This window comes from Streptomyces sp. P13-3-3 (genome assembly GCF_050571355.1).
GTDB classification, from domain to species: Bacteria; Actinomycetota; Actinomycetes; order Streptomycetales; family Streptomycetaceae; genus Streptomyces; species Streptomyces althioticus.
In genome coordinates this window covers 243,960-262,888 of the sequence record NZ_CP192228.1, presented here as the reverse complement: position 1 = coordinate 262,888, position 18,929 = coordinate 243,960, and the positions used below count along the sequence as shown (strand labels likewise).

15 protein-coding genes, 4 tRNA genes and 1 other RNA gene are annotated in these 18,929 nt (G+C 73.1%); 10 read left to right on the top strand and 10 right to left on the bottom strand.

The genetic code is table 11. The features are described 5' to 3' along the window. Nucleotides 1-7: 7 nt before the first annotated feature. From ACQZOG_RS01245 to purS, 4 genes are all read right to left on the bottom strand, one after another. Nucleotides 8-1,240 carry a hypothetical protein gene (locus ACQZOG_RS01245; protein ID WP_261675261.1) on the bottom strand — a complete coding sequence of 411 codons (1,233 nt, stop codon included), beginning with the start codon at nt 1,238-1,240 and terminating at the stop codon, nt 8-10. A 183-nt stretch (nt 1,241-1,423) separates the two neighbouring features. After that, the gene (gene purL / locus ACQZOG_RS01240) at nt 1,424-3,682 is read right to left on the bottom strand and encodes a phosphoribosylformylglycinamidine synthase subunit PurL (RefSeq protein ID WP_193454308.1); all 2,259 of its coding nucleotides are present in this window, start codon (nt 3,680-3,682) and stop codon (nt 1,424-1,426) included. Beyond that, complete coding sequence (gene purQ / locus ACQZOG_RS01235; RefSeq protein ID WP_033273367.1) at nt 3,679-4,359, bottom strand: phosphoribosylformylglycinamidine synthase subunit PurQ; 681 nt, start codon at nt 4,357-4,359, stop codon at nt 3,679-3,681. Before purQ ends, purL begins: the two co-directional genes overlap by 4 nt. Then, entirely contained in the window at nt 4,356-4,619 is a 264-nt protein-coding gene (purS, locus tag ACQZOG_RS01230) for a phosphoribosylformylglycinamidine synthase subunit PurS (RefSeq protein WP_006133353.1), read from the bottom strand. The genes purQ and purS overlap by 4 nt, the downstream gene beginning before the upstream one ends. Nucleotides 4,620-4,974: 355 nt before the next feature. Here purS and ACQZOG_RS01225 point away from each other — a divergent pair, with 355 nt between their 5' ends. The 8 genes from ACQZOG_RS01225 to ACQZOG_RS01190 all read left to right on the top strand — a co-directional run bounded on the left by ACQZOG_RS01225 (nt 4,975) and on the right by ACQZOG_RS01190 (nt 9,612). Further along, nucleotides 4,975-5,292 (top strand): histone-like nucleoid-structuring protein Lsr2, encoded by a 318-nt coding sequence (locus ACQZOG_RS01225; RefSeq protein WP_006133354.1) that lies wholly within the window; start codon nt 4,975-4,977, stop codon nt 5,290-5,292. Between the two features lie 179 nt (nt 5,293-5,471). Continuing rightward, a tRNA-Gly gene (locus tag ACQZOG_RS01220) sits at nt 5,472-5,543 on the top strand. Between the two features lie 80 nt (nt 5,544-5,623). After that, nucleotides 5,624-5,696: transfer RNA gene (locus ACQZOG_RS01215), tRNA-Gly, on the top strand. Between the two features lie 150 nt (nt 5,697-5,846). After that, complete coding sequence (locus ACQZOG_RS01210) at nt 5,847-6,818, top strand: ABC transporter ATP-binding protein (RefSeq protein WP_430741202.1); 972 nt, start codon at nt 5,847-5,849, stop codon at nt 6,816-6,818. Further along, nucleotides 6,815-7,591: an ABC transporter permease gene (locus ACQZOG_RS01205; RefSeq protein ID WP_033273365.1), complete on the top strand. Its 777-nt coding sequence runs from the start codon at nt 6,815-6,817 to the stop codon at nt 7,589-7,591. Before ACQZOG_RS01210 ends, ACQZOG_RS01205 begins: the two co-directional genes overlap by 4 nt. 79 nt (nt 7,592-7,670) lie before the next feature. After that, entirely contained in the window at nt 7,671-8,903 is a 1,233-nt protein-coding gene (locus tag ACQZOG_RS01200) for a sensor histidine kinase (RefSeq protein WP_261675262.1), read from the top strand. Nucleotides 8,904-8,908: 5 nt separating this feature from the next. Further along, complete coding sequence (locus ACQZOG_RS01195; RefSeq protein WP_033273420.1) at nt 8,909-9,514, top strand: response regulator transcription factor; 606 nt, start codon at nt 8,909-8,911, stop codon at nt 9,512-9,514. A 25-nt stretch (nt 9,515-9,539) separates the two neighbouring features. Continuing rightward, nucleotides 9,540-9,612, top strand: a tRNA-Gly gene (locus tag ACQZOG_RS01190). A 96-nt stretch (nt 9,613-9,708) separates the two neighbouring features. Here the strand turns inward: ACQZOG_RS01190 and ACQZOG_RS01185 are convergent. The 6 genes from ACQZOG_RS01185 to ffs all read right to left on the bottom strand — a co-directional run bounded on the left by ACQZOG_RS01185 (nt 9,709) and on the right by ffs (nt 18,231). Next, nucleotides 9,709-10,608: a phosphoribosylaminoimidazolesuccinocarboxamide synthase gene (locus tag ACQZOG_RS01185; RefSeq protein WP_037640469.1), complete on the bottom strand. Its 900-nt coding sequence runs from the start codon at nt 10,606-10,608 to the stop codon at nt 9,709-9,711. Between the two features lie 178 nt (nt 10,609-10,786). Then, nucleotides 10,787-12,151, bottom strand: coding sequence for a N,N-dimethylformamidase beta subunit family domain-containing protein (locus ACQZOG_RS01180; protein WP_033273362.1), 1,365 nt, complete (start codon nt 12,149-12,151; stop codon nt 10,787-10,789). Nucleotides 12,152-12,277: 126 nt separating this feature from the next. Continuing rightward, nucleotides 12,278-14,032, bottom strand: a complete 1,755-nt coding sequence (locus ACQZOG_RS01175) for a hypothetical protein (protein ID WP_193469213.1) — start codon at nt 14,030-14,032, stop codon at nt 12,278-12,280. A 274-nt stretch (nt 14,033-14,306) separates the two neighbouring features. Continuing rightward, nucleotides 14,307-15,560: a phosphoribosylamine--glycine ligase gene (purD, locus tag ACQZOG_RS01170; protein ID WP_033273360.1), complete on the bottom strand. Its 1,254-nt coding sequence runs from the start codon at nt 15,558-15,560 to the stop codon at nt 14,307-14,309. Nucleotides 15,561-15,785: 225 nt separating this feature from the next. Then, nucleotides 15,786-18,083 (bottom strand): DNA polymerase III subunit gamma and tau, encoded by a 2,298-nt coding sequence (locus tag ACQZOG_RS01165; RefSeq protein WP_430741201.1) that lies wholly within the window; start codon nt 18,081-18,083, stop codon nt 15,786-15,788. 49 nt (nt 18,084-18,132) lie between these two features. Then, nucleotides 18,133-18,231, bottom strand: an RNA gene (gene ffs / locus ACQZOG_RS01160) — signal recognition particle sRNA small type. 72 nt (nt 18,232-18,303) lie between these two features. Between ffs and ACQZOG_RS01155 the strand changes: the two genes are divergently transcribed. Beyond that, nucleotides 18,304-18,391: transfer RNA gene (locus ACQZOG_RS01155), tRNA-Ser, on the top strand. A 214-nt stretch (nt 18,392-18,605) separates the two neighbouring features. Continuing rightward, nucleotides 18,606-18,827: a hypothetical protein gene (locus tag ACQZOG_RS01150; RefSeq protein WP_033273358.1), complete on the top strand. Its 222-nt coding sequence runs from the start codon at nt 18,606-18,608 to the stop codon at nt 18,825-18,827. Nucleotides 18,828-18,929 lie beyond the last annotated feature (102 nt).

Sequence of the window (18,929 nt, the reverse complement as noted above, 5' to 3'; positions counted from 1 at the left end):
CGGAAGCCTATGCGGGACGGAAGGGGAAGTCGGAGGACTTCGGGAGGACGACGTCCGTGCAGCCACGGCGCTCGGTGACGTCGGTGACGTAGGCGCGGAAGACCTTTTTGATCTCGGCCGGGATCACCTGGTCGTAGCCGAGGCCGAGGGTCATGGTGTGGATCTGCGGCTGCCCGGCACAGACGGAGGAGGCCCACCAGACCGGGTCCTCGCTGCTGCGGCCCGCCCCGCCGGGCCTGGCGGGTTCCGGCTTCTCGTCACCGTAGGTGCTGGTGAGCAGGACGTTCCTCGCCCTCTCGCCGGAGTAGGTGTGGAGGGAGACGAACCACTGCCCCGGCGCCGTCGGCCTCGGCAGGTAGGACTGGTTCTCCACCTCGGCGTTGTAGAGGCCCGCCGCGCGCTCGGCGCCGAGCACGAGGACGCACCGCTCGTCCCAGAGCCGGTCGTCCGTACGGCTCTGGAGGACCTGGTCCGGGAAGCGGACGCTCCGGGCGAAGTCACCCTCGCGGTACCAGGCGCAGGTGCCCTCGGCGCGGGAGGCCGGGACGGGGCCCTCGGGCAGCGCGGGGATGTTCTCCGGCGGGTCGGGCAGCCGATCGGCGCAGCCCAGCCGGTCAGCGAGGTTGTTGGCGGTGGTCACGGCGGTCCCGGCGAGGACGTCCCGGTCGTGGTCGGTGAGCTGGCCGTTCTCCGAGAAGGGCGGCTTGGTGACCATCAGCTCGGCCCGCGCCCACAAGGCGGTGACGGGCCGCCCGTCCGCCTCGCCCTCGGCACATGGGAGCTCGACGACGACCCCGGAGTCCGTGACGATGCCGGTGATGCCGCCGCCGAGCGGCTGATACGGATGGGTCGGACCGCCATGGGGATCGAGGAGGACGTCCAGCGGATCGTCGGCGACCTGCGGGCCCGCCGGCAGGACGCCCATCGCACCGGTGAAGAACCAGCGCTCCCCGCTGTTCGTGCCGTACGCCTCGCCCGCCTCGGTGCTGAAGATCTCGCAGTTCTGCGGCAGCCCGTCGTCAAGGTCGATCGTGCCTTCCTCGGAGTCGCGGTGGGTGAGGGTGCCGCCCGCCGGGGACAGGGACAGCACCCGTTCCGCCGGGACGAGTCCTCCGCAGGCATCGTCGATCTGCTGTCGGGCCTCGACGGTCAGCCAGGTCTCCCGCCCCCACCAGCCGAGGGCCACCACGGCTGCCAGACACAGCAACACGTACACGGGCTTGCGCACCCCGCTCGGCATGGCCACCGCTCCCCTGGATCCCCTCCGACAGCCCGTCGAAATTAGCAGCAGCGCGCGGGCGCACAGAACAGAGGCCCCGCACACACCGTGCGGGGCCTCTGCCGTGTCGTCCGCGCGGGCGCACAGAACAGAGGCCCCGCACACACCGTGCGGGGCCTCTGCCGTGTCGTACTCCCGTGCCGGTCAGGCCAGCAGCGCCGGGATCGTCCCCTCGTGGGCCTCGCGCAGGTCGGCCAGGGGGAGGGAGAACTCGCCCTGGACCTCGACCGTGTCGCCGTCGACGACGCCGATGCGGGTGACCGGCAGGCCGCGCGCACCGCACATGTCGTTGAAGCGGACCTCCTCCGAGCGCGGCACGGCGACGACCGCGCGGCCGGCCGACTCGGAGAACAGGAAGGTGAACGCGTCCAGCCCGTCGGGGACGACCAGACGCGCGCCCTTGCCGCCGAGCAGCGCCGACTCGACCACGGCCTGGATCAGACCGCCGTCGGACAGGTCGTGCGCGGAGTCGATCATGCCGTCGCGGGAGGCGGAGATCAGGATCTCGCCGAGCAGCCGCTCGCGCTCCAGGTCGACCTTCGGCGGCAGACCGCCGAGGTGGTCGTGGATCACCTGCGACCAGGCCGAGCCGCCGAACTCCTCGCGGGTGTCGCCGAGGAGGTAGAGCAGCTGGCCCTCCTCCTGGAAGGCGACCGGGGTGCGGCGGGCCACGTCGTCGATGACGCCGAGGACGGCGACCACCGGGGTCGGGTGGATGGCCGCCTCGCCCGTCTGGTTGTAGAGCGAGACGTTGCCGCCGGTCACCGGCGTGCCGAGCTGCTTGCAGCCGTCCGCCAGACCGCGCACGGCCTCGGCGAACTGCCACATGACCGCCGGGTCCTCCGGCGAGCCGAAGTTCAGGCAGTCGGAGACGGCGAGCGGCTTGGCGCCGGTCGTGGCGACGTTGCGGTACGCCTCCGCGAGGGCGAGCTGCGCGCCCGTGTACGGGTCGAGCTTGGCGTAGCGGCCGTTGCCGTCGGTGGCGATCGCGACGCCGAGGCCGGACGCCTCGTCGATGCGGATCATGCCGGAGTCCTCGGGCTGGGCGAGGACGGTGTTGCCCTGCACGAAGTGGTCGTACTGCTGGGTGATCCATTGCTTGGACGCCTGGTTCGGCGAGCCGACCAGCTTCAGGACCTGGTCCTTCAGCTCCTCACCCGTCGCCGGGCGGGGCAGCTTGTTCGCGTCGTCCGCCTGGAGCTCGTCCTGCCAGGACGGGCGGGCGTAGGGGCGCTCGTAGACCGGGCCGTCGTGCGCGACCGTGCGCGGGTCGACATCGACGATCTTCTCGCCGTGCCAGAAGATCTCCAGCCGGTCGCCGTCGGTCACCTCGCCGATGACGGTGGCGATGACGTCCCACTTGTCGCAGATCTCGAGGAACCGGTCGACCTTGTCGGGCTCCACGACCGCGCACATGCGCTCCTGCGACTCGCTCATGAGGATCTCCTCGGGCGAGAGCGTGGAGTCGCGCAGCGGCACGTCGTCGAGGGTGACGCTCATGCCGCCGGAGCCGTTGGAGGCCAGCTCGGACGTGGCGCAGGACAGACCGGCCGCGCCGAGGTCCTGGATGCCGACGACCAGCTTCTCGGCGAAGGCCTCCAGGGTGCACTCGATGAGCAGCTTCTCCTGGAAGGGGTCGCCGACCTGCACCGCGGGGCGCTTCGACGGCTTGGCGTCGTCGAAGGTCTCCGAGGCGAGGATCGACGCGCCGCCGATGCCGTCACCGCCGGTCCGGGCCCCGTAGAGGATGACCTTGTTGCCCGCGCCGGACGCCTTGGCGAGGTGGATGTCCTCGTGCCGCATGACGCCGATGGCGCCCGCGTTGACCAGCGGGTTGCCCTGGTAGCAGGCGTCGAAGACGACCTCGCCGCCGATGTTGGGCAGGCCCAGGCAGTTGCCGTAGCCGCCGATGCCCGCCACCACGCCCGGCAGGACGCGCTTGGTGTCGGGGTGGTCGGCGGCGCCGAAGCGCAGCGGGTCCACGACCGCGACCGGGCGGGCGCCCATCGCGATGATGTCGCGGACGATGCCGCCGACGCCGGTGGCCGCGCCCTGGTAGGGCTCGACGTACGACGGGTGGTTGTGCGACTCGACCTTGAAGGTGACGGCGTAGCCCTGGCCGACGTCCACGACGCCCGCGTTCTCGCCGATGCCGACGAGCAGGGCGTCGGACTCGGGGGCCTTCTCGCCGAACTGGCGCAGGTGCACCTTGGAGGACTTGTACGAGCAGTGCTCGGACCACATGACGGAGTACATGGCGAGCTCGGCTCCGGTGGGCCGGCGGCCGAGGATCTCCACGACCCGCTCGTACTCGTCCTTCTTCAGGCCCAGCTCGGCCCAGGGCAGCTCGACGTCGGGGGTCGCGGCCGCGTGCTCGACCGTGTCCAGGGGCGTCTTGCTCATGCGTTGACCAGCTTCTTGAGGATCGACGTGAAGAAGGGCAGGCCGTCGGTACGGCCCGTACCGATCAGCGACTCGACGGCGTGCTCGGGGTGCGGCATCAGGCCGACGACGTTCCCGGCGGCGTTGGTGATGCCCGCGATGTCGTTGAGCGAGCCGTTCGGGTTGAAGCCGAGGTAGCGGAAGGCGACGCGGCCCTCGGCCTCCAGCTCGTCCAGCGTCCGCTGATCGGCGACGTAGCGGCCGTCCATGTTCTTCAGCGGGATGTGGATCTCCTGGCCGGCCTCGTAGTCGGTGGTCCAGGCGGTGTCCGCGTTCTCCACCCGCAGCTTCTGGTCGCGGCAGATGAAGTGCAGGTGGTCGTTGCCCAGCATGCCGCCGGGGAGCAGGTGCGCCTCGGTGAGGATCTGGAAGCCGTTGCAGATGCCGAGGACCGGCAGGCCGGCCTTGGCCTGGTCGATGACGGTGTCCATGACCGGCGAGAAGCGCGCGATGGCGCCGGCGCGCAGATAGTCGCCGTAACTGAAACCGCCGCAGAGCACCACGGCGTCGACCTGCTTGAGGTCCTTGTCCTTGTGCCAGAGGGCGACGGGTTCGGCGCCGGCGACGCGGATCGCGCGCTGGGTGTCCCGGTCGTCGAGGCTGCCCGGGAAAGTGACGACGCCAATACGAGCGGTCACTTGGCCGCCTCCGCGACTTCCTCGACCCGGACGGTGAAGTCCTCGATCACGGTGTTGGCGAGGAAGGATTCGGCAAGATCGTGGATACGGGCGAGCGCGGCCTCGTCGACCGGCCCGTCAACTTCCAGTTCGAATCGCTTTCCCTGACGGACGTCCGAGATCCCTTCGAAACCCAGACGCGGCAGTGCGCGCTGCACCGCCTGGCCCTGGGGGTCGAGGATCTCCGGCTTGAGCATGACGTCGACTACGACGCGTGCCACTGGCACTCCCGGTGTGTGGTGCTGAGCAGGTCCCTTCAGACTACCCGCACAAAATTTCTACGCGAGTAGAGTTGTAGGAATCTACGTGAGCGCCGTCACGATTCGGCATCGCCGGGAGACCCGCCGGAAAAGATCCGGGAAAGATTCGCGATCTCCCGCAGATCACTATTGCGCCCGGACACGCGGGCAGATTTAGTCGGGCTTCCCATTGCATTGCCGGGCACTGTACAAATGAATTGTCATTAGCAGATACTTTGCCCGATTACAGGCGGACAGCCGACATCTCGGCGACCGTACCGGCACGTCATCACGGACGGCCGGACGGAAGAGGTGTCGCACGAAGGGACCGATATTCGTGGCGCAGAAGGTCGTGGTCACTCTCTTCGACGACATCGACGGCTCGGAAGCGGCGGAAACGATCGCCTTCGGGATCGACGGCACGTCGTACGAGATCGACCTGAACGAAACCAATGCCAGGAAACTGCGCGAGGCGCTCGAGCCCTACGTGGACGCCGGCCGCAAGCGCGCCCGCTCCGGCAAGGCGTACCGGCAGACCGAGGTCGCGCCGGACCCGGCGGCCGTGCGCGCCTGGGCGCAGGCGAACCGGATGGACGTCCCGGCCCGCGGCCGCATCCCCAAGAAGGTCTACGAGGCGTTCGCCGCGGCCCGCTGAACCGCGCCCGGCCCCGGCCCGGAACCGCACTCCCGTGCGGAGCCGGCCCCTGCCGGGCGACCCCGCCGACGGGCGGTCACCGGGCGCTGCGGGCAACCGACTTGCGCAGCCCCCCTGCTGATCAGCTAAAGTCTGGAGCACGCCGAGGGGCGAGGCCGAAAGGCCCGGTCCGAGGACACGCGGGTGTAGTTCAGTAGTAGAACATCCCCCTTCCAGGGGGAAGGCGCAGTGTGCAATTCCTGTCACCCGCTCTGCACCACCTCACCGACCACTCTTGTGGATCAGGTAGGCTGGTGCCCGCGCCGATCGGTGAGAGCCGGTCGGAGGCAATGCGGACGTAGCTCAGTTGGTAGAGCGCAACCTTGCCAAGGTTGAGGTCGCGAGTTCGAGCCTCGTCGTCCGCTCGGGAACGAGACCCCGGTCCATCGGACCGGGGTCTTTTCGTGTCCGGGCCGTGTTCCGGTCTCAACAGGCCCGCCGGGTCTGACATTTGTCATGTCCGGTGATGACACCGCGCACTGCCGAGCACCTCCGCGGGCCGCGATGCTCGAGGCATGGAAACGAACGGACTTGAGCACGTGATCGAGGTCACAGGCCTGCGACGCGTCTACGGGGGCGGGTTCGAAGCGGTGCGCGGGGTCGACTTCACCGTGCGGCGCGGGGAGATCTTCGCCCTGCTGGGCACCAACGGCGCCGGGAAGACCTCCACCGTCGAACTCCTCGAAGGGCTCGCCCCGCCGGCCGGCGGACAGGTCCGGGTCCTCGGCCTTGACCCCTACACCGAGCGCGCCTCCGTACGGCACCGCACCGGCGTCATGCTCCAGGAGGGCGGCTTCCCCTCCGAGCTGACCGTCGCCGAGACCGCCCGCATGTGGGCCGGCTCCGTCAGCGGCGCCCGCCCCGAGCGGGAGGTGCTCGCCATGGTGGGCCTCGGCTCCAAGACCGACGTCCGGGTCAAGCAGCTGTCCGGCGGGCAGCGGCGGCGTCTGGACCTGGCGCTCGCGCTGCTCGGCGACCCCGAGGTGCTGTTCCTCGACGAGCCGACCACCGGGCTCGACGCCGAAGGCCGCCGCGACACCTGGGAGTTGGTGAGCGCCCTGCGCGACTCCGGCACCACCGTGCTGCTCACCACGCACTACCTGGAGGAGGCCGAGAACCTCGCCGACCGGCTCGCGATCATGCACGAGGGCCGGATCGCCGTCACCGGCACCCCGGCCGAGGTCACCGCGACCGAGCCGTCCCGGATCACCTTCGACCTGCCCGACGGCTACCACCTGGGCGACCTCCCGCCGCTCGGTCCGATGGGCGTGGGCGACCACACCGTGGACGGCCGCACCGTCCGGCTGCGCACCCGCGACCTCCAGCGCTCGGCCACCGAGCTGCTGCTGTGGGCACGGGACGCGGGCGTGGAGCTGCGCCGGCTCGACGTGCGCTCGGCCTCCCTGGAAGAGGCCTTCCTCACCATCGCCAAGGACGCCTCCGCCCCGTCGGGGAACGGCGTGACCACGGAGGAGTACGCGGCATGAGCATCACCACGACCACCCCGGCCGGCCGGATGGCCTCCCTGGCCCGGGCCGAACTGATCCTGCTGGGACGCAACAAGAGCGCCCTGGTCGCCGGGCTCTTCGTGCCGCTGGTCCTGCCGGTCAGCGTGCGCTCCGCCGCCGAGGAGATGGACCTCGCGGAGGCCGGGCTCACCCCCGGTGAGCTCGTCCTGCCCGCCGCCGTCGGCTTCTCGCTGCTCTTCGCCGTGTACTCCACCCTCGTCGGCGTCTACGTCGTCCGGCGCGAGGAGCTGGTGCTGAAGCGGCTGCGCACGGGCGAGCTGCGGGACGCGGAGATCCTCTCCGGAGCCGCGCTGCCCGCCGTCCTCACCGGGCTGCTGCAGTGCCTGCTGCTGATCGTGGGCTGCGCCGCGCTGCTCGACCTGTCCGCGCCCTCCGCGCCGCACCTGGCCGTGCTCGGCCTCCTGCTGGGCCTCGTGATGAGCGCGGCGCTCGCCGCCGCCACCGCGAGCTGGACCCGGACCGGCGAGAGCGCCCAGGTCACGCCCATGCCGCTGATGTTCGTCTCGATGCTGGGCTCCGGAATGTTCGTCCCGCTGGAGCTGTTCCCGGACCGGCTGGCGTCGGTCTGCGAGCTGCTGCCGCTGACCCCGGTCGTCACCCTGGTGCGCGGCGGCTGGACCGGCGACCTCTCGGCCGGGGACGCCCTCGGTGCGCTCGCGGTGGCCCTGGCCTGGACCGCGGTGGCGGTGTTTGCTGTACGGCGGCGGTTCCGCTGGGAGCCGCGGCGCTGAGGCGCTGACCAGGGGCGAAGGACGCCGCACCGGCTGTGGCCGGTGCGGCGTCGGAGATCGGCAGGAACAGGAGCGGCGGATGGCGGGCCCGGGCGGCTGGTGGGGGCGCAAGAGCACCCCCGCGAAGGTCGAGACGTACACGCGGTGGTCGTTCTACCTGATCGCGCTGTCCGAGCCGTTGGTGATCGGCGTGACGGCCCTCGGGCAGGTGGAGGCGCGGCTCGCACTGCTGTTCATGGTGCCGGTCGTCGGACACGTCTCCCTGGCCCTGGTGCTCGTCTCCCGCGCCCTGGACTGGACGGCGGGCCGGCGTCCCCAGCCGCTGCGGCTGCTGGGGGCAGTGGGCGCCGCGACCGCCGTGCTCGCGGTCACCTCCCTCGTCCTCACCCGGCACGGCCCCGACGGGGAAGGCGCCGAGACCGTCCTGGGCGCGATCTTCGGCACCACGGTCACCTACGGCGTGGGCATGATGGCCCTCGCCATGAAGGAACGCCGGCGCGTCGTCTGGCTCGTCGCCGGATACGGGGTGGGCGCGGGCCTGGTCGCCTCGGCGCTCGGCATGCCCGCTCTCGCCGCGCTGAGCATGGCCGTGTTCATGACGGCCGCCAGTGGCTTCATCGCCGCCACCTCCTGCTTCTCCGTCTGGCTGCTCAACGCCGTCTACGCCCTCGACGAGGCGCGGGAGACGCGGGCCCGCCTCGCGGTCGCCGAGGAACGGCTGCGCTTCGGCCGCGACCTGCACGACGTGATGGGGAGGAACCTGGCCGTGATCGCCCTCAAGAGCGAGCTGGCCGTCCAGCTCGCCCGGCGCGAACGGCCCGAGGCGGTCGAGCAGATGATCGAGGTGCAGCGCATCGCCCAGGAGTCCCAGCGGGAGGTGCGCGAGGTGGTGCGCGGCTACCGCCGGGCCGACCTGGAGGCCGAACTCAGCGGTGCGAGGGGAGTGCTGAGGGCGGCCGGCATCGACTGCGAGGTCAGCGGCGAGACCGACGGGCTGCCCGCCGAGGTGCAGTCGGCCCTCGGCTGGGTGGTCCGGGAGGCGACCACCAACGTGCTGCGGCACGGGGACGCGAAGACGTGCACCGTCACGGTGCGGAGGCCGGAGGGACGCGTGGTGCTGACGGTGCGGAACGACGGGGCGGCCGCCCCGCACGGGTCGTCCCGCGCGGGCGGGACGGGACTGGCCGGGCTGCGGGAGCGGCTGTCCGACGTGGGCGGCACGCTGGACGCCGGGGAGGCCGGGGACGGCGAGTTCCGGCTCGTCGCCGAGGTTCCGCTCACCGCGCGTCCCGCGCTGGAGGTCGCGTCGTGACCGACGTGGTGCGGCTGCTGCTCGCCGACGACGAGCACCTGATCCGCGGGGCGCTGGCCGCCCTGCTGTCCCTGGAGGACGACCTGCTGGTGGTCGCCGAGGCCGCGTCCGGCCCGGAGGCCCTGGCGATGGCTCGGGCACACGTCCCGGACGTCGCCGTCCTCGACCTCCAGATGCCGGGCGCGGACGGTGTGAAGGTCGCCACAACCCTGCGGGCGGAGCTGCCCGGCTGCCAGGTGCTGATCGTGACCGGGCACGGACGCCCGGGCCATCTCAAGCGGGCGCTCGCGGCGGGGGTGCGGGGGTTCGTCCCCAAGACCGTCAGCGCCCAGCGGCTCGCGGAGATCATCCGCACCGTGCACGCGGGAAACCGCTACGTCGACCCCGAGTTGGCCGCCGACGCGATCGCCGCCGGCGACTCGCCGCTGACCGCGCGCGAGGCGGAGGTGCTGGAGCTGGCGGCGGACGGGGCGCCCGTGGCGGAGATCGCGGAGCGGGCCCGGCTGTCCCAGGGGACCGTGCGGAACTATCTCTCCTCCGCCGTCTCCAAGCTCGGCGCGGAGAACCGCCACACCGCGGTGCGTCTCGCCCGCGAGCGCGGTTGGGTATAGTGGTGCTCGCGCCACGGCGCAGCAGGCGAACGTAGCTCAGTTGGTAGAGCGCAACCTTGCCAAGGTTGAGGTCGCGAGTTCGAACCTCGTCGTTCGCTCAGAGGACGAAGGCCCCGGTCGATGACCGGGGCCTTCGTCGTGTGCGCCGTACGGTTCCCGGGGCCGGGGGTGTGCCCCGGCCCCGGAACCCGGTGTCAGCTCCAGGTGATGCCCGTCAGGCGCTCGTACGCCTCCACGTACTTCGCCCGGGTGGCGTCCACGACCTGCTGCGGCAGCGCGGGCGGAGGCTGCTCGCCCTTCCGGTCCCAGCCCGACTCCGCCGAGGTCAGCCAGTCCCGCACGAACTGCTTGTCGTACGACGGCTGCGCGCGCCCCGGCTCCCACTGGTCGGCCGGCCAGAAGCGGGACGAGTCGGGGGTGAGCACCTCGTCCGCGATGACCAGGCTGTCCCCGTCGAAACCGAACTCGAACTTGGTGTCCGCGAGGATGATGCCCCGGTCCCGGGCGATGTCGCGGGCGCGGGAGTAGGCGGCGAGGGTGGCCTGGCGCAGCTGGGCGGCGGTCTCCGCGCCGACCTGGCGGGCGACCTCCTCGTAGGACACGTTCTCGTCGTGCTCGCCGACGGCGGCCTTGGTGGCCGGGGTGAAGATCGGGGCGGGCAGCTCCGAGCCGTCGACCAGGCCGTGGGGCAGGGCCAGCCCGCAGACCGTCCGGCTCTCGTTGTACTCGACGAGGCCCGAGCCGGTGAGGTAGCCGCGGGCCACGCACTCCACCGGGACCATGTTCAGCGACTTGCACACCAGGGTGCGGCCCGCCCAGTCGGCGGGGGCACCCTCGGGGAGGTCGGTGCTCAGGACGTGGTTGGGGAGCAGATCGGCGAGCTGGTCGAACCACCACAGGGAGAGCTGGGTGAGCACCCGGCCCTTGTCCGGGATCTCGGTGGGCAGTACCCAGTCGTAGGCGGAGATGCGGTCGCTGGCGACCATCACGAGGTCGCCCGCCTCGTTCCGGTACAGCTCGCGCACCTTGCCGGTGTGCAGATGCACCAGGCCCGGAACCTGGATCGGCTCGGGCTTGTCGACGAATCCGGACACGGTTCCTCCGCGTGATCGAACAGAAGGGACGCCCGCAGCGCTCCCGGCTCCCGCGCGAACTCCCGGAGGGTGGTGGCGGGAGGGGGCCGGACGGTACGTCGATTCTCCCGTATGTGCGGACGGGACGGCGGTCGGGGTGGTGCGGCCGGGTTCGGCGGGCCCGGGTCCGCGCCCGCCGTCAGTCGCGTTTGCGGATGCGGTCGAGCAGGTTGGCGGTGGCCCGCTGGACGCGCGGGTCGGCGTGCCCCGGCCGGTCCAGCGCCGGCGACCAGGCGAGCGTGCCCGAGGCGAACACCCACGCCCCGGACGGCGCGCGGTACAGGGACGTCTCCTGATGGCGCCGGGCGCCCTGCCGGTCGCCGTACGGGGAGTGCGCGAGCAGGACGCGCTCCTCGTGGGCGGGCAGCGGGGTGCGCGGGTAGTAACGGTCGGCCCCGCCCGCGACCAGGCCGTCGAGGACGTCGCCCTCGCGCGCGCCGGTCCCCTCCCACAGCCAGTGGCCGGCGTTGCGGACGATCAGCGGGCGCGGTCCCGGCACCGGGCCCGCGTACTGGATGCCGAGCAGCAGCTGCTCCGCGCGGTCGATCTCCCGCCACGGCGCGGGACCCGACCGGCCCCGGCGCCTGCCGCAGGTCAGCAGGCGGTCGGCGCCGGACGGGGAAGGCGCCAGCTCGATCTGCCGGTGCAGGGTGCGGGCGGAGAGGAACACCAGCGAGGTGCCGTGATCGCGGGCGCGCTCCACGGCCGTGCGCATCCGCGCCGTCCAGTACTCGTCCGGGCCGGGGAAGACGACCCCCCGGTACCGGGCCGGGTCGACGCGCCCCGCGTGCAGGTCGCGGGCGGTGGCGTGGGCGAGGTCGAAGCCGTAGCGCTCCGCCCAGCGGATGACGTCGTAGGCGTGCCCGGCGTGCGGCGGGAGCCCGTCGCCCGCGTACGGGCGGTCGAAGGTGACGGTCGTGACCGGGTCGTCCGCCTCGTGCTCGTCGTCGGCCGGGGCGAGGCTCGCGCCGGTGCGGCCGTCCGCCGCCGGGTAGGCGTTGTACGCCTGCCAGGTCAGGTCCGGCAGCACCAGCAGCAGGTCCGCCGGCCGGTCGTCCCGCACGGTGAACGGGACGTGCGCCTGGTGCCGGCCGTCCTCCGTGGCCAGCACGGCGACGTACGCGCCGGTGTTCCAGTACGTCGGGACGGGCAGCCGCCAGGACCGCCACCAGTGGTGGCAGGAGACGGTGCGCCCCGCGGTGAGCGGCGGAAGCTGCGCCGTGCCGTGGAGGCGGGGGCTCGAGGCGATCTCGGCGGCGCCCCGGCCGTCGTAGTGGCCGATGCGGTGGACCGTGACGCGGAACGGGCGGGGCGGGTCGACGGTGACGTGGAGGTCGACGCAGTCGCCGGGGGCGACGGCGGAGGGGGAGGCGAAGCCTTCGATGCGGCCGTCGGCGTCGTGGGGCGGGGTGGCCGGCCAGGGGAAGGCGACGGGTGCGAAGGGGTCGCCGCCGTCGGGTGCCGGTGCCCCTGTGCCTTCGTGCCGGATCCGCTCCGGTCGCATGCCGTTCCCCCTCCCCTGAGCGTGAACGGCCCCAGCACATCACATTCCGCACGGGTGTCGTCACCGTTCGTCGTGCGTGCGTTGAAGTGGAGGAACGCGCTCCGGGTGGGGCGGGCGGGGTGCGGCTCAGGCGAGGCGTACGGGCTTCTCCGGGCGTATGCCCTGCCGGGCGAGCCAGGTTCTGAGGCCCGCGGGGTCGCCGTCCTCGATGAGGGTCAGCACCTGGGGCGGGAGGTCCGTGGCGCGGGCGCCGCCGACGAGGAGCGTGGGCCCGTCGAGCCAGTCGAGGCCTGGGACGGCGCCCACGGTGTCCATCGCCGCGCAGCAGACCATCGCGGTGATGTGGTCGGCGAGGAGTTCCCGTCCGGTGCGGGGCGGCTGGAGAGGGAAGAGGGGAAGCGCGCGGTCGTCGCGGAGGGGGTCCGGATCGGACGCCGCGGCGGCCTGGGGGCCGGCGGGGGCGGCGGCCGCGGCGGCCTCCTCGCGGGCCAGCTCGGCCGTGAGGCGCGCGGCGAGGGCGGCGCTGCGGGCGGTGCCGCCGCCCAGGTCGTCCTCGTCCGGGACGACGGCCGGGGCGGGCGCCGGGGGCAGGTCGGGCGTGGTGGACAGATGGGTCAGGACGCGGGCGAGCGTGGGGCCGTCGGGGGCCCGGGTCTCCTCGTCCGCGGGCGGGACGCGCAGGGCGTCGAGTATCCGGTGCAGGCGGGCGGCGTCGGTGCGCCACTTGCGGTCGACGACCTCCTCCGGATAGTCGCCCCAGTGGACCGGCGACCAGTCGGGGCCGGTCTCCGCCGGGCCGCCGTGGAAGAGGCGGGCGGCGAGCAGGGAGGTGGCCTCGTCGACCGCGCCGGGCTCCTCCAGCAGGTCGCAGGCGGGGCGCTCCCCGAGCCGGGAGGCGAACCCCTCGGCCAGCCGGTCCCGGCGCGACAGCTCGGTCAGGGCGGCGACCACGCCCGCGTTGAGCCGGGCGGGCCAGCGGCCCATCCGCCAGGCGGGCAGCGCCACCCGGGTCAGCAGCCGGTCCCAGCCCGCGTAGGCGAGGCCGACCTGCTCCTGGGCGACGATCCGCAGGCCGTAGTCCACGGCCTTGGCGCGCTCGGCCGCGGCCGCGGCGACCCCGCGCTCCATCTCGGCGGCGTGCACCCGGCTGCCGTGCAGCAGCAGGCGGGCCACCCGGCCGGCCCCGGCGAGCACCACGCGGGAGACCGGCCCTCGGTCCGGCGCCGACGTGACGGCGACCGCGGCGTCCAGGCCCCGGACGAAGCGCCGGGCGGCGGCTATGTCCGGGTGCGCCGCCGGTCCCGTGCCGGCGACGACCGGGGCGAGCAGGGCGCGCAGCTCGGCCACCCGCATCCACCACAGGAACGGCGAGCCGATGACCAGCACGGGCGCGGCGGGCGCGCGGCGGGAGGGCCGGCCCGCGTGGGCCACGTCGTCGTGCTCCTCGGGCGGCGGGGGCGCGTGCGCCGGATGCGTACGGTCCTCCAGCCAGCTGTCGCAGTCCGGGGTGAGCGCTATCGCGGACGGCGCGGGGACGCCGAGGCGGTCGGCGAGGTCACGCACCATCCGGTACAGGTCCGGCGCCGACTCCTCGGCGATCGGCACGGTGGGGGTGACGGCGGGCCGGGCGCGGGCGACGACCAGGGCGACACCGGCGGCGAGCAGCAGCACCAGCACGGCGAGAGGGGTGACGATCCGGCGGGCCACGTCCCAGCCGGGGCCGGTCATGTGGCCGGTGGAGCCGCCGGCCAGGAGGATCACCGCGGCGGCGGCGGGCAGCAGCGCGACGGCCAGCGCCCGGCTGCGGACCCGCAGCACGGCCAGCGCCCGGGCTCTGGCGCCCGGAGCACCCTGCTCCCTTCCCGCACCGCTCGTACTCATGGCCCGCCCTCACCCCCTCCCGGCGCCTGACACGGTCCTGGCTTGCCCATGCCCCCACTGTGGCACCCGCCACCGACATCGCAATGCCGGTGGGCCAAGTGCCGGAACGCTTGCGCGGCACCCTAGTTGGGGCCCCGGCCCCCGTCAGCCGGATGGCACATCGCTCACTCGATGGAATGGCTTTGGGGAGAGGTGGTCGACGGACGGCGAGGGTCAGGCCCCGGATCCTGGAGGGGTCCGGGGCCTGTGGTGACCTGGGCGTCGTGCGGGCCGGTTACGCGCCCTCCGCCGCCTTCCGCGCGATGTCGGTGCGGTGCTGGGAGCCGTCGAGGCGGATACGGGAGACGGCACGGTAGGCGCGGTCGCGGGCCTCGGTGAGGTCCTCGCCGGTCGCCGTCACGGACAGCACGCGCCCGCCCGCGCTGACGACCGTGTCGCCCTCGAGCCGGGTCCCGGCGTGCAGGACGTACGCGTGCGGGGCGTCCTGGGCGGCGACCTCGTCGAGGCCGGTGATCGGGTCGCCGGTGCGCGGGGTGCCGGGGTAGTTGTGCGAGGCGACGACCACGGTGACCGCGGCCTCGTCGCTCCAGCGGAGCGGCTCCAGGTGGGCGAGGTTGCCGGTGGCGGCGGCCATCAGCAGCCCGGCCAGCGGGGTCTTCAGGCGGGCCAGGACCACCTGGGTCTCCGGGTCGCCGAACCGGGCGTTGAACTCGATCACGCGCACACCGCGCGAGGTGATCGCGAGACCGGCGTAGAGCAGACCGGAGAACGGCGTGCCGCGGCGGCGCATCTCGTCCACGGTCGGCTGGAGCACGGTCTGGAGGACCTCGTCGACCAGTTTGGGGTCGGCCCAGGGCAGCGGGGAGTACGCCCCCATGCCGCCGGTGTTCGGGCCCTCGTCGCCGTCCAGCGCGCGCTTGAAGTCCTGCGCGGGCTGGAGGGGCACGACGGTCTCGCCGTCGGTGACCGCGAAGAGGGAGACCTCGGGGCCGTCGAGGAACTCCTCCACGACGACACGCTCACAGGCGGCGGCGTGCGCGCGGGCCGCCTCCAGGTCGTCGGTCACGACGACGCCCTTGCCGGCCGCGAGCCCGTCGTCCTTCACGACGTAGGGGGCGCCGAAGGCCTTGAACGCCGCGTCGGCCTCGTCGGGGGTGGTGCAGACGTAGGAGCGGGCGGTGGGTACTTCGGCGGCCGCCATCACGTCCTTCGCGAAGGCCTTGGAGCCCTCGAGCCGCGCGGCCTCCTTGGAGGGGCCGAAGACGGGGATGCCCGCCTCGCGCACGGCGTCGGCGACCCCGGCGACCAGGGGCGCCTCGGGGCCGACCACCACGAGGTCCGCGCCCAGCCGCACGGCCAGCGCGGACACGGCGGCGCCGTCGAGGGCGTCGACCTGGTGCAGCTCGGCGACCTCGGTGATGCCGGCGTTGCCGGGCGCGCAGTGCAGCGCGGTGACATCGGGGTCGAGGGACAGGGAGTGGCACAGGGCGTGTTCGCGGGCGCCGCTGCCGATGACGAGGACCTTCACGGGGGTCAGCCTAACGGCAGACGGCGGGCACGCTTTGTGCGGGCTTCCGAAGGGGCGGGGAGCGCAGTGTTGTGTGTTCCTCCGAACGAGCTGGTCAGGGCGTTGCCGGAGCCGGGGTGCGGACGGTTGCCGCGACCGGGTGCGGACGGTTGCCGCGACCGGGTGCGGACGGTTGCCGCGACCCGGGTGTGGATAGCGGGGCCCTGCCCGTCGTACTCGCCCGTGCTACTCGTTCGTGATCTCCTCGACCACCGTCGCGCCCAGCTCCCGGACGAGGAGCTCCTTGCCGGAGAGGGCTGACTCGTCGAGGTCGGGGTCGTCGTCCTCCGGGATGTCGTCCTCGGGCGAGACCGGGGGCGGCTCGGGAGCGGCGGGCCGGGAGGGGGCCGCCGGGGCGGGCGCCGAGGGCGCGGAGGACGGAGACGCGGGGGCCGGCGGCTGGGGGGCGGAGGGGCTTCGGGTGTCGCCGGAGCCGCCGCTCGGTGCTCCGTAACCACCACCACCGGGTGCTCCGTAGCCGCCGCCACCGCCACGGCCGCCGGACGGGCCGCCCGCGGGGCCGGACGCGGCCGGGGTGCCACCGCCGGACGGGTCGACGACCGCTTCGATCTTCCACTGCACGTTGAACTGCTCGGTCAGCGCCTGACGCAGCACGTCCTCGCTGCCGCTGCTGAGGAAGTTGTCGCGGGCGCCCGCGTTCACGAAGCCGAGCTGGAGCGTCGTGCCGTCGAAGCCGGTCACCTGGGCGTTCTGACTGAGCAGGATCCAGGTGAAGCGGCGGCGGTTCTTGACCGTCTCCAGGATGTTCGGCCACAGCATGCGGGGGTCGAGGCCGCCGCCTCCGCCGCCGGACGGAGCGGGGGGTGTGGCGGGCGCCGAGGGCCCCGAGGGCGCGGACGGAGCCGCGGGGGCCGGCGGGGCGGTGGGCTGCGGTGCCTGGGACCTGCTCGCGCCACCGCCCGCGGAGGCGGCCGTGGGCCAGCCGCCGGGCCGCCGTCCCGCGCCGCCGCCGCCCGCCGGGGCGGCGGTGGGCCAGGCGCCGGGGGCGGGGGCGGCGGGTGCCGACGGAGCGGGTGCCGGTGCGGCGGCCGCCGGGGGTGTCTGGGGGGCGGGGGGCGGAGTCGGGGCGGGAGCCTGCGCCTGGGGCTGAGGCTGGGGTTGTGGCTGCGTCTGGGCCGGAGGAGTCACGGGCGACGGAGGCGTCGGCTGGCCCTGTGCCCGTACGGCGGCGCGGGCCGCGGCGGGGCCGCCGCCGGGCTCGACGACGTCGTGCGCGGCCGGAGCGGCCGCCCCCTGGTGGGCCTCCGGGCCGGGGACGTACCCCATGGACGGCATGCCGGCGGCGGCACCGCCCGCGGAGAACTGCACCCCGCGCTCGATGCGGTCGAGCCGGGCCATCAGCGAGCGCTCGTCGCCGTACGCGGCGGGCAGCAGCACGCGCGCGCAGATCAGCTCCAGCTGGAGCCGGGGCGAGGTGGCGCCGCGCATCTCGGTGAGACCCTCGTTGACGATGTCGGCGGCGCGGCCGAGCTCGGCGGGCCCGAACGTGCCGGCCTGCGCCTGCATGCGCTCGAGCACGTCGGCGGGGGCGTCGATGAGGCCCTTGTCCGCGGCGTCGGGGACCGCGGCCAGGATCACGAGGTCGCGCAGCCGCTCCAGCAGGTCGGCGACGAAACGGCGCGGGTCGTTGCCGCCCTCGATCACCCGATCGACGACCTCGAAGGCGGCGGCGCCGTCACCGGTGGCGAAGGCCTCGACGACGGAGTCGAGCAGCGAGCCGTCGGTGTAACCGAGCAGGGAGGTGGCCATGGCGTACGTCACGCCCTCCTCCCCGGCGCCGGCGAGCAGCTGGTCCATGACGGACATGGAGTCACGCACGGAACCGGCGCCGGCCCGCACCACCAGCGGCAGCACGCCCTCCTCGACGGCGATGCCCTCCTTCGCGCACACCTCGCCGAGGTACTCGCGGAGCGTGCCGGGCGGCACCAGCCGGAACGGGTAGTGGTGCGTGCGCGACCGGATCGTCCCGATGACCTTCTCGGGCTCGGTGGTCGCGAAGATGAACTTCAGATGCTCCGGCGGCTCCTCGACGACCTTGAGCAGCGCGTTGAAGCCGGCCGACGTGACCATGTGGGCCTCGTCGATGATGTAGATCTTGTACCGGCTGGACGCGGGCCCGAAGAACGCCTTCTCCCGCAGGTCACGGGCGTCGTCCACACCACCGTGCGAAGCGGCGTCGATCTCGATGACGTCGATCGAACCGGGGCCGTTGCGCGCGAGGTCGCGGCAGGACTGGCAGGTGCCGCACGGGGTGGGGGTGGGTCCCTGCTCGCAGTTCAGGCAGCGCGCGAGGATCCGCGCGCTGGTCGTCTTGCCGCAGCCGCGGGGCCCGCTGAACAGGTACGCGTGATTGACCCGGTTGTTCCGCAGGGCCTGCTGCAGCGGGTCGGTGACATGCTCCTGCCCGATGACCTCGGCGAAGGACTCGGGTCGGTAGCGGCGGTACAGCGCGAGAGACGACACGTCTACGAGGTTATAGGCGCGCACCGACAACCGGACCGGCCCGCCGGGGAACGCAAGCGCCCCCCACGCACCCGCCAGAGCCAACCTACCCTTGCTGCCTTCCGGCCCTGGGGGAGTTCAGTCAGATAGCGCCGCGTGAGGGGCTACGCAGAGGCTACCTCATCCGCCGGGCAGGGAACGAGTTCGCGAGCACTCCTCTCGGTCATGTAATGTTTCCGGCGGAGGATTCGCCTAGAGGCCTAGGGCGCACGCTTGGAAAGCGTGTTGGGGGCAACCCCTCACGAGTTCGAATCTCGTATCCTCCGCCAGTGCCTCACCGGGCACGATGTCGAAGGGCCCCACCGTTCGCGGTGGGGCCCTTCGACGTTGCCCGGCTCCACCCGTCGAGCGTGACCCCCGTCACATGCGCGGGGAGGCCCTAAGACCGGGCCTGCCCAGGTCAGCGGCGTGACGCGGTCGTCGCCGTCCCGGTCTGTGCCCACGGACACAGCGGGCGCGGCGCACAAAGGCGCATACTGAGCCATGACCAAGCCCTCGGCGCCGAAGCGTCATCTGCCCACCAGCCCCTTCAAGGCCCCGGTCGCACCGGCCCCCAAGCACTTCGACACCGGTGATCAGGTCACCCACGACGTGTACGGCCTCGGCCGGGTGGTCGGCATCGAGGACGGAGTCGCGGCACTCGTGGACTTCGGCTCGTCGCAGATGCGGATCCTGAGCCCGTACCCCAAGATGACCAAGCTCTAGGACCACCGTGCCCGCTCCGGGCACGCCAGGCCCGCTCAGTGGCCTGTGACGAAAGGCAGACCTCTCATCGACTCCACATCGCTGTTCTCGGCCCCGACCGGG

Bases quoted from the DNA above. Each gene is read 5' to 3' on its own strand.
- ACQZOG_RS01245 (WP_261675261.1), bottom strand. From the start codon at position 1,240: ATGCCGAGCGGGGTGCGCAAGCCCGTGTACGTGTTGCTGTGTCTGGCA.
- purL (WP_193454308.1), bottom strand. From the start codon at position 3,682: ATGAGCAAGACGCCCCTGGACACGGTCGAGCACGCGGCCGCGACCCCC.
- ACQZOG_RS01210 (WP_430741202.1), top strand. From the start codon at position 5,847: ATGGAAACGAACGGACTTGAGCACGTGATCGAGGTCACAGGCCTGCGA.
- ACQZOG_RS01205 (WP_033273365.1), top strand. From the start codon at position 6,815: ATGAGCATCACCACGACCACCCCGGCCGGCCGGATGGCCTCCCTGGCC.
- ACQZOG_RS01200 (WP_261675262.1), top strand. From the start codon at position 7,671: ATGGCGGGCCCGGGCGGCTGGTGGGGGCGCAAGAGCACCCCCGCGAAG.
- ACQZOG_RS01180 (WP_033273362.1), bottom strand. From the start codon at position 12,151: ATGCGACCGGAGCGGATCCGGCACGAAGGCACAGGGGCACCGGCACCC.
- ACQZOG_RS01175 (WP_193469213.1), bottom strand. From the start codon at position 14,032: ATGAGTACGAGCGGTGCGGGAAGGGAGCAGGGTGCTCCGGGCGCCAGA.
- ACQZOG_RS01150 (WP_033273358.1), top strand. From the start codon at position 18,606: ATGACCAAGCCCTCGGCGCCGAAGCGTCATCTGCCCACCAGCCCCTTC.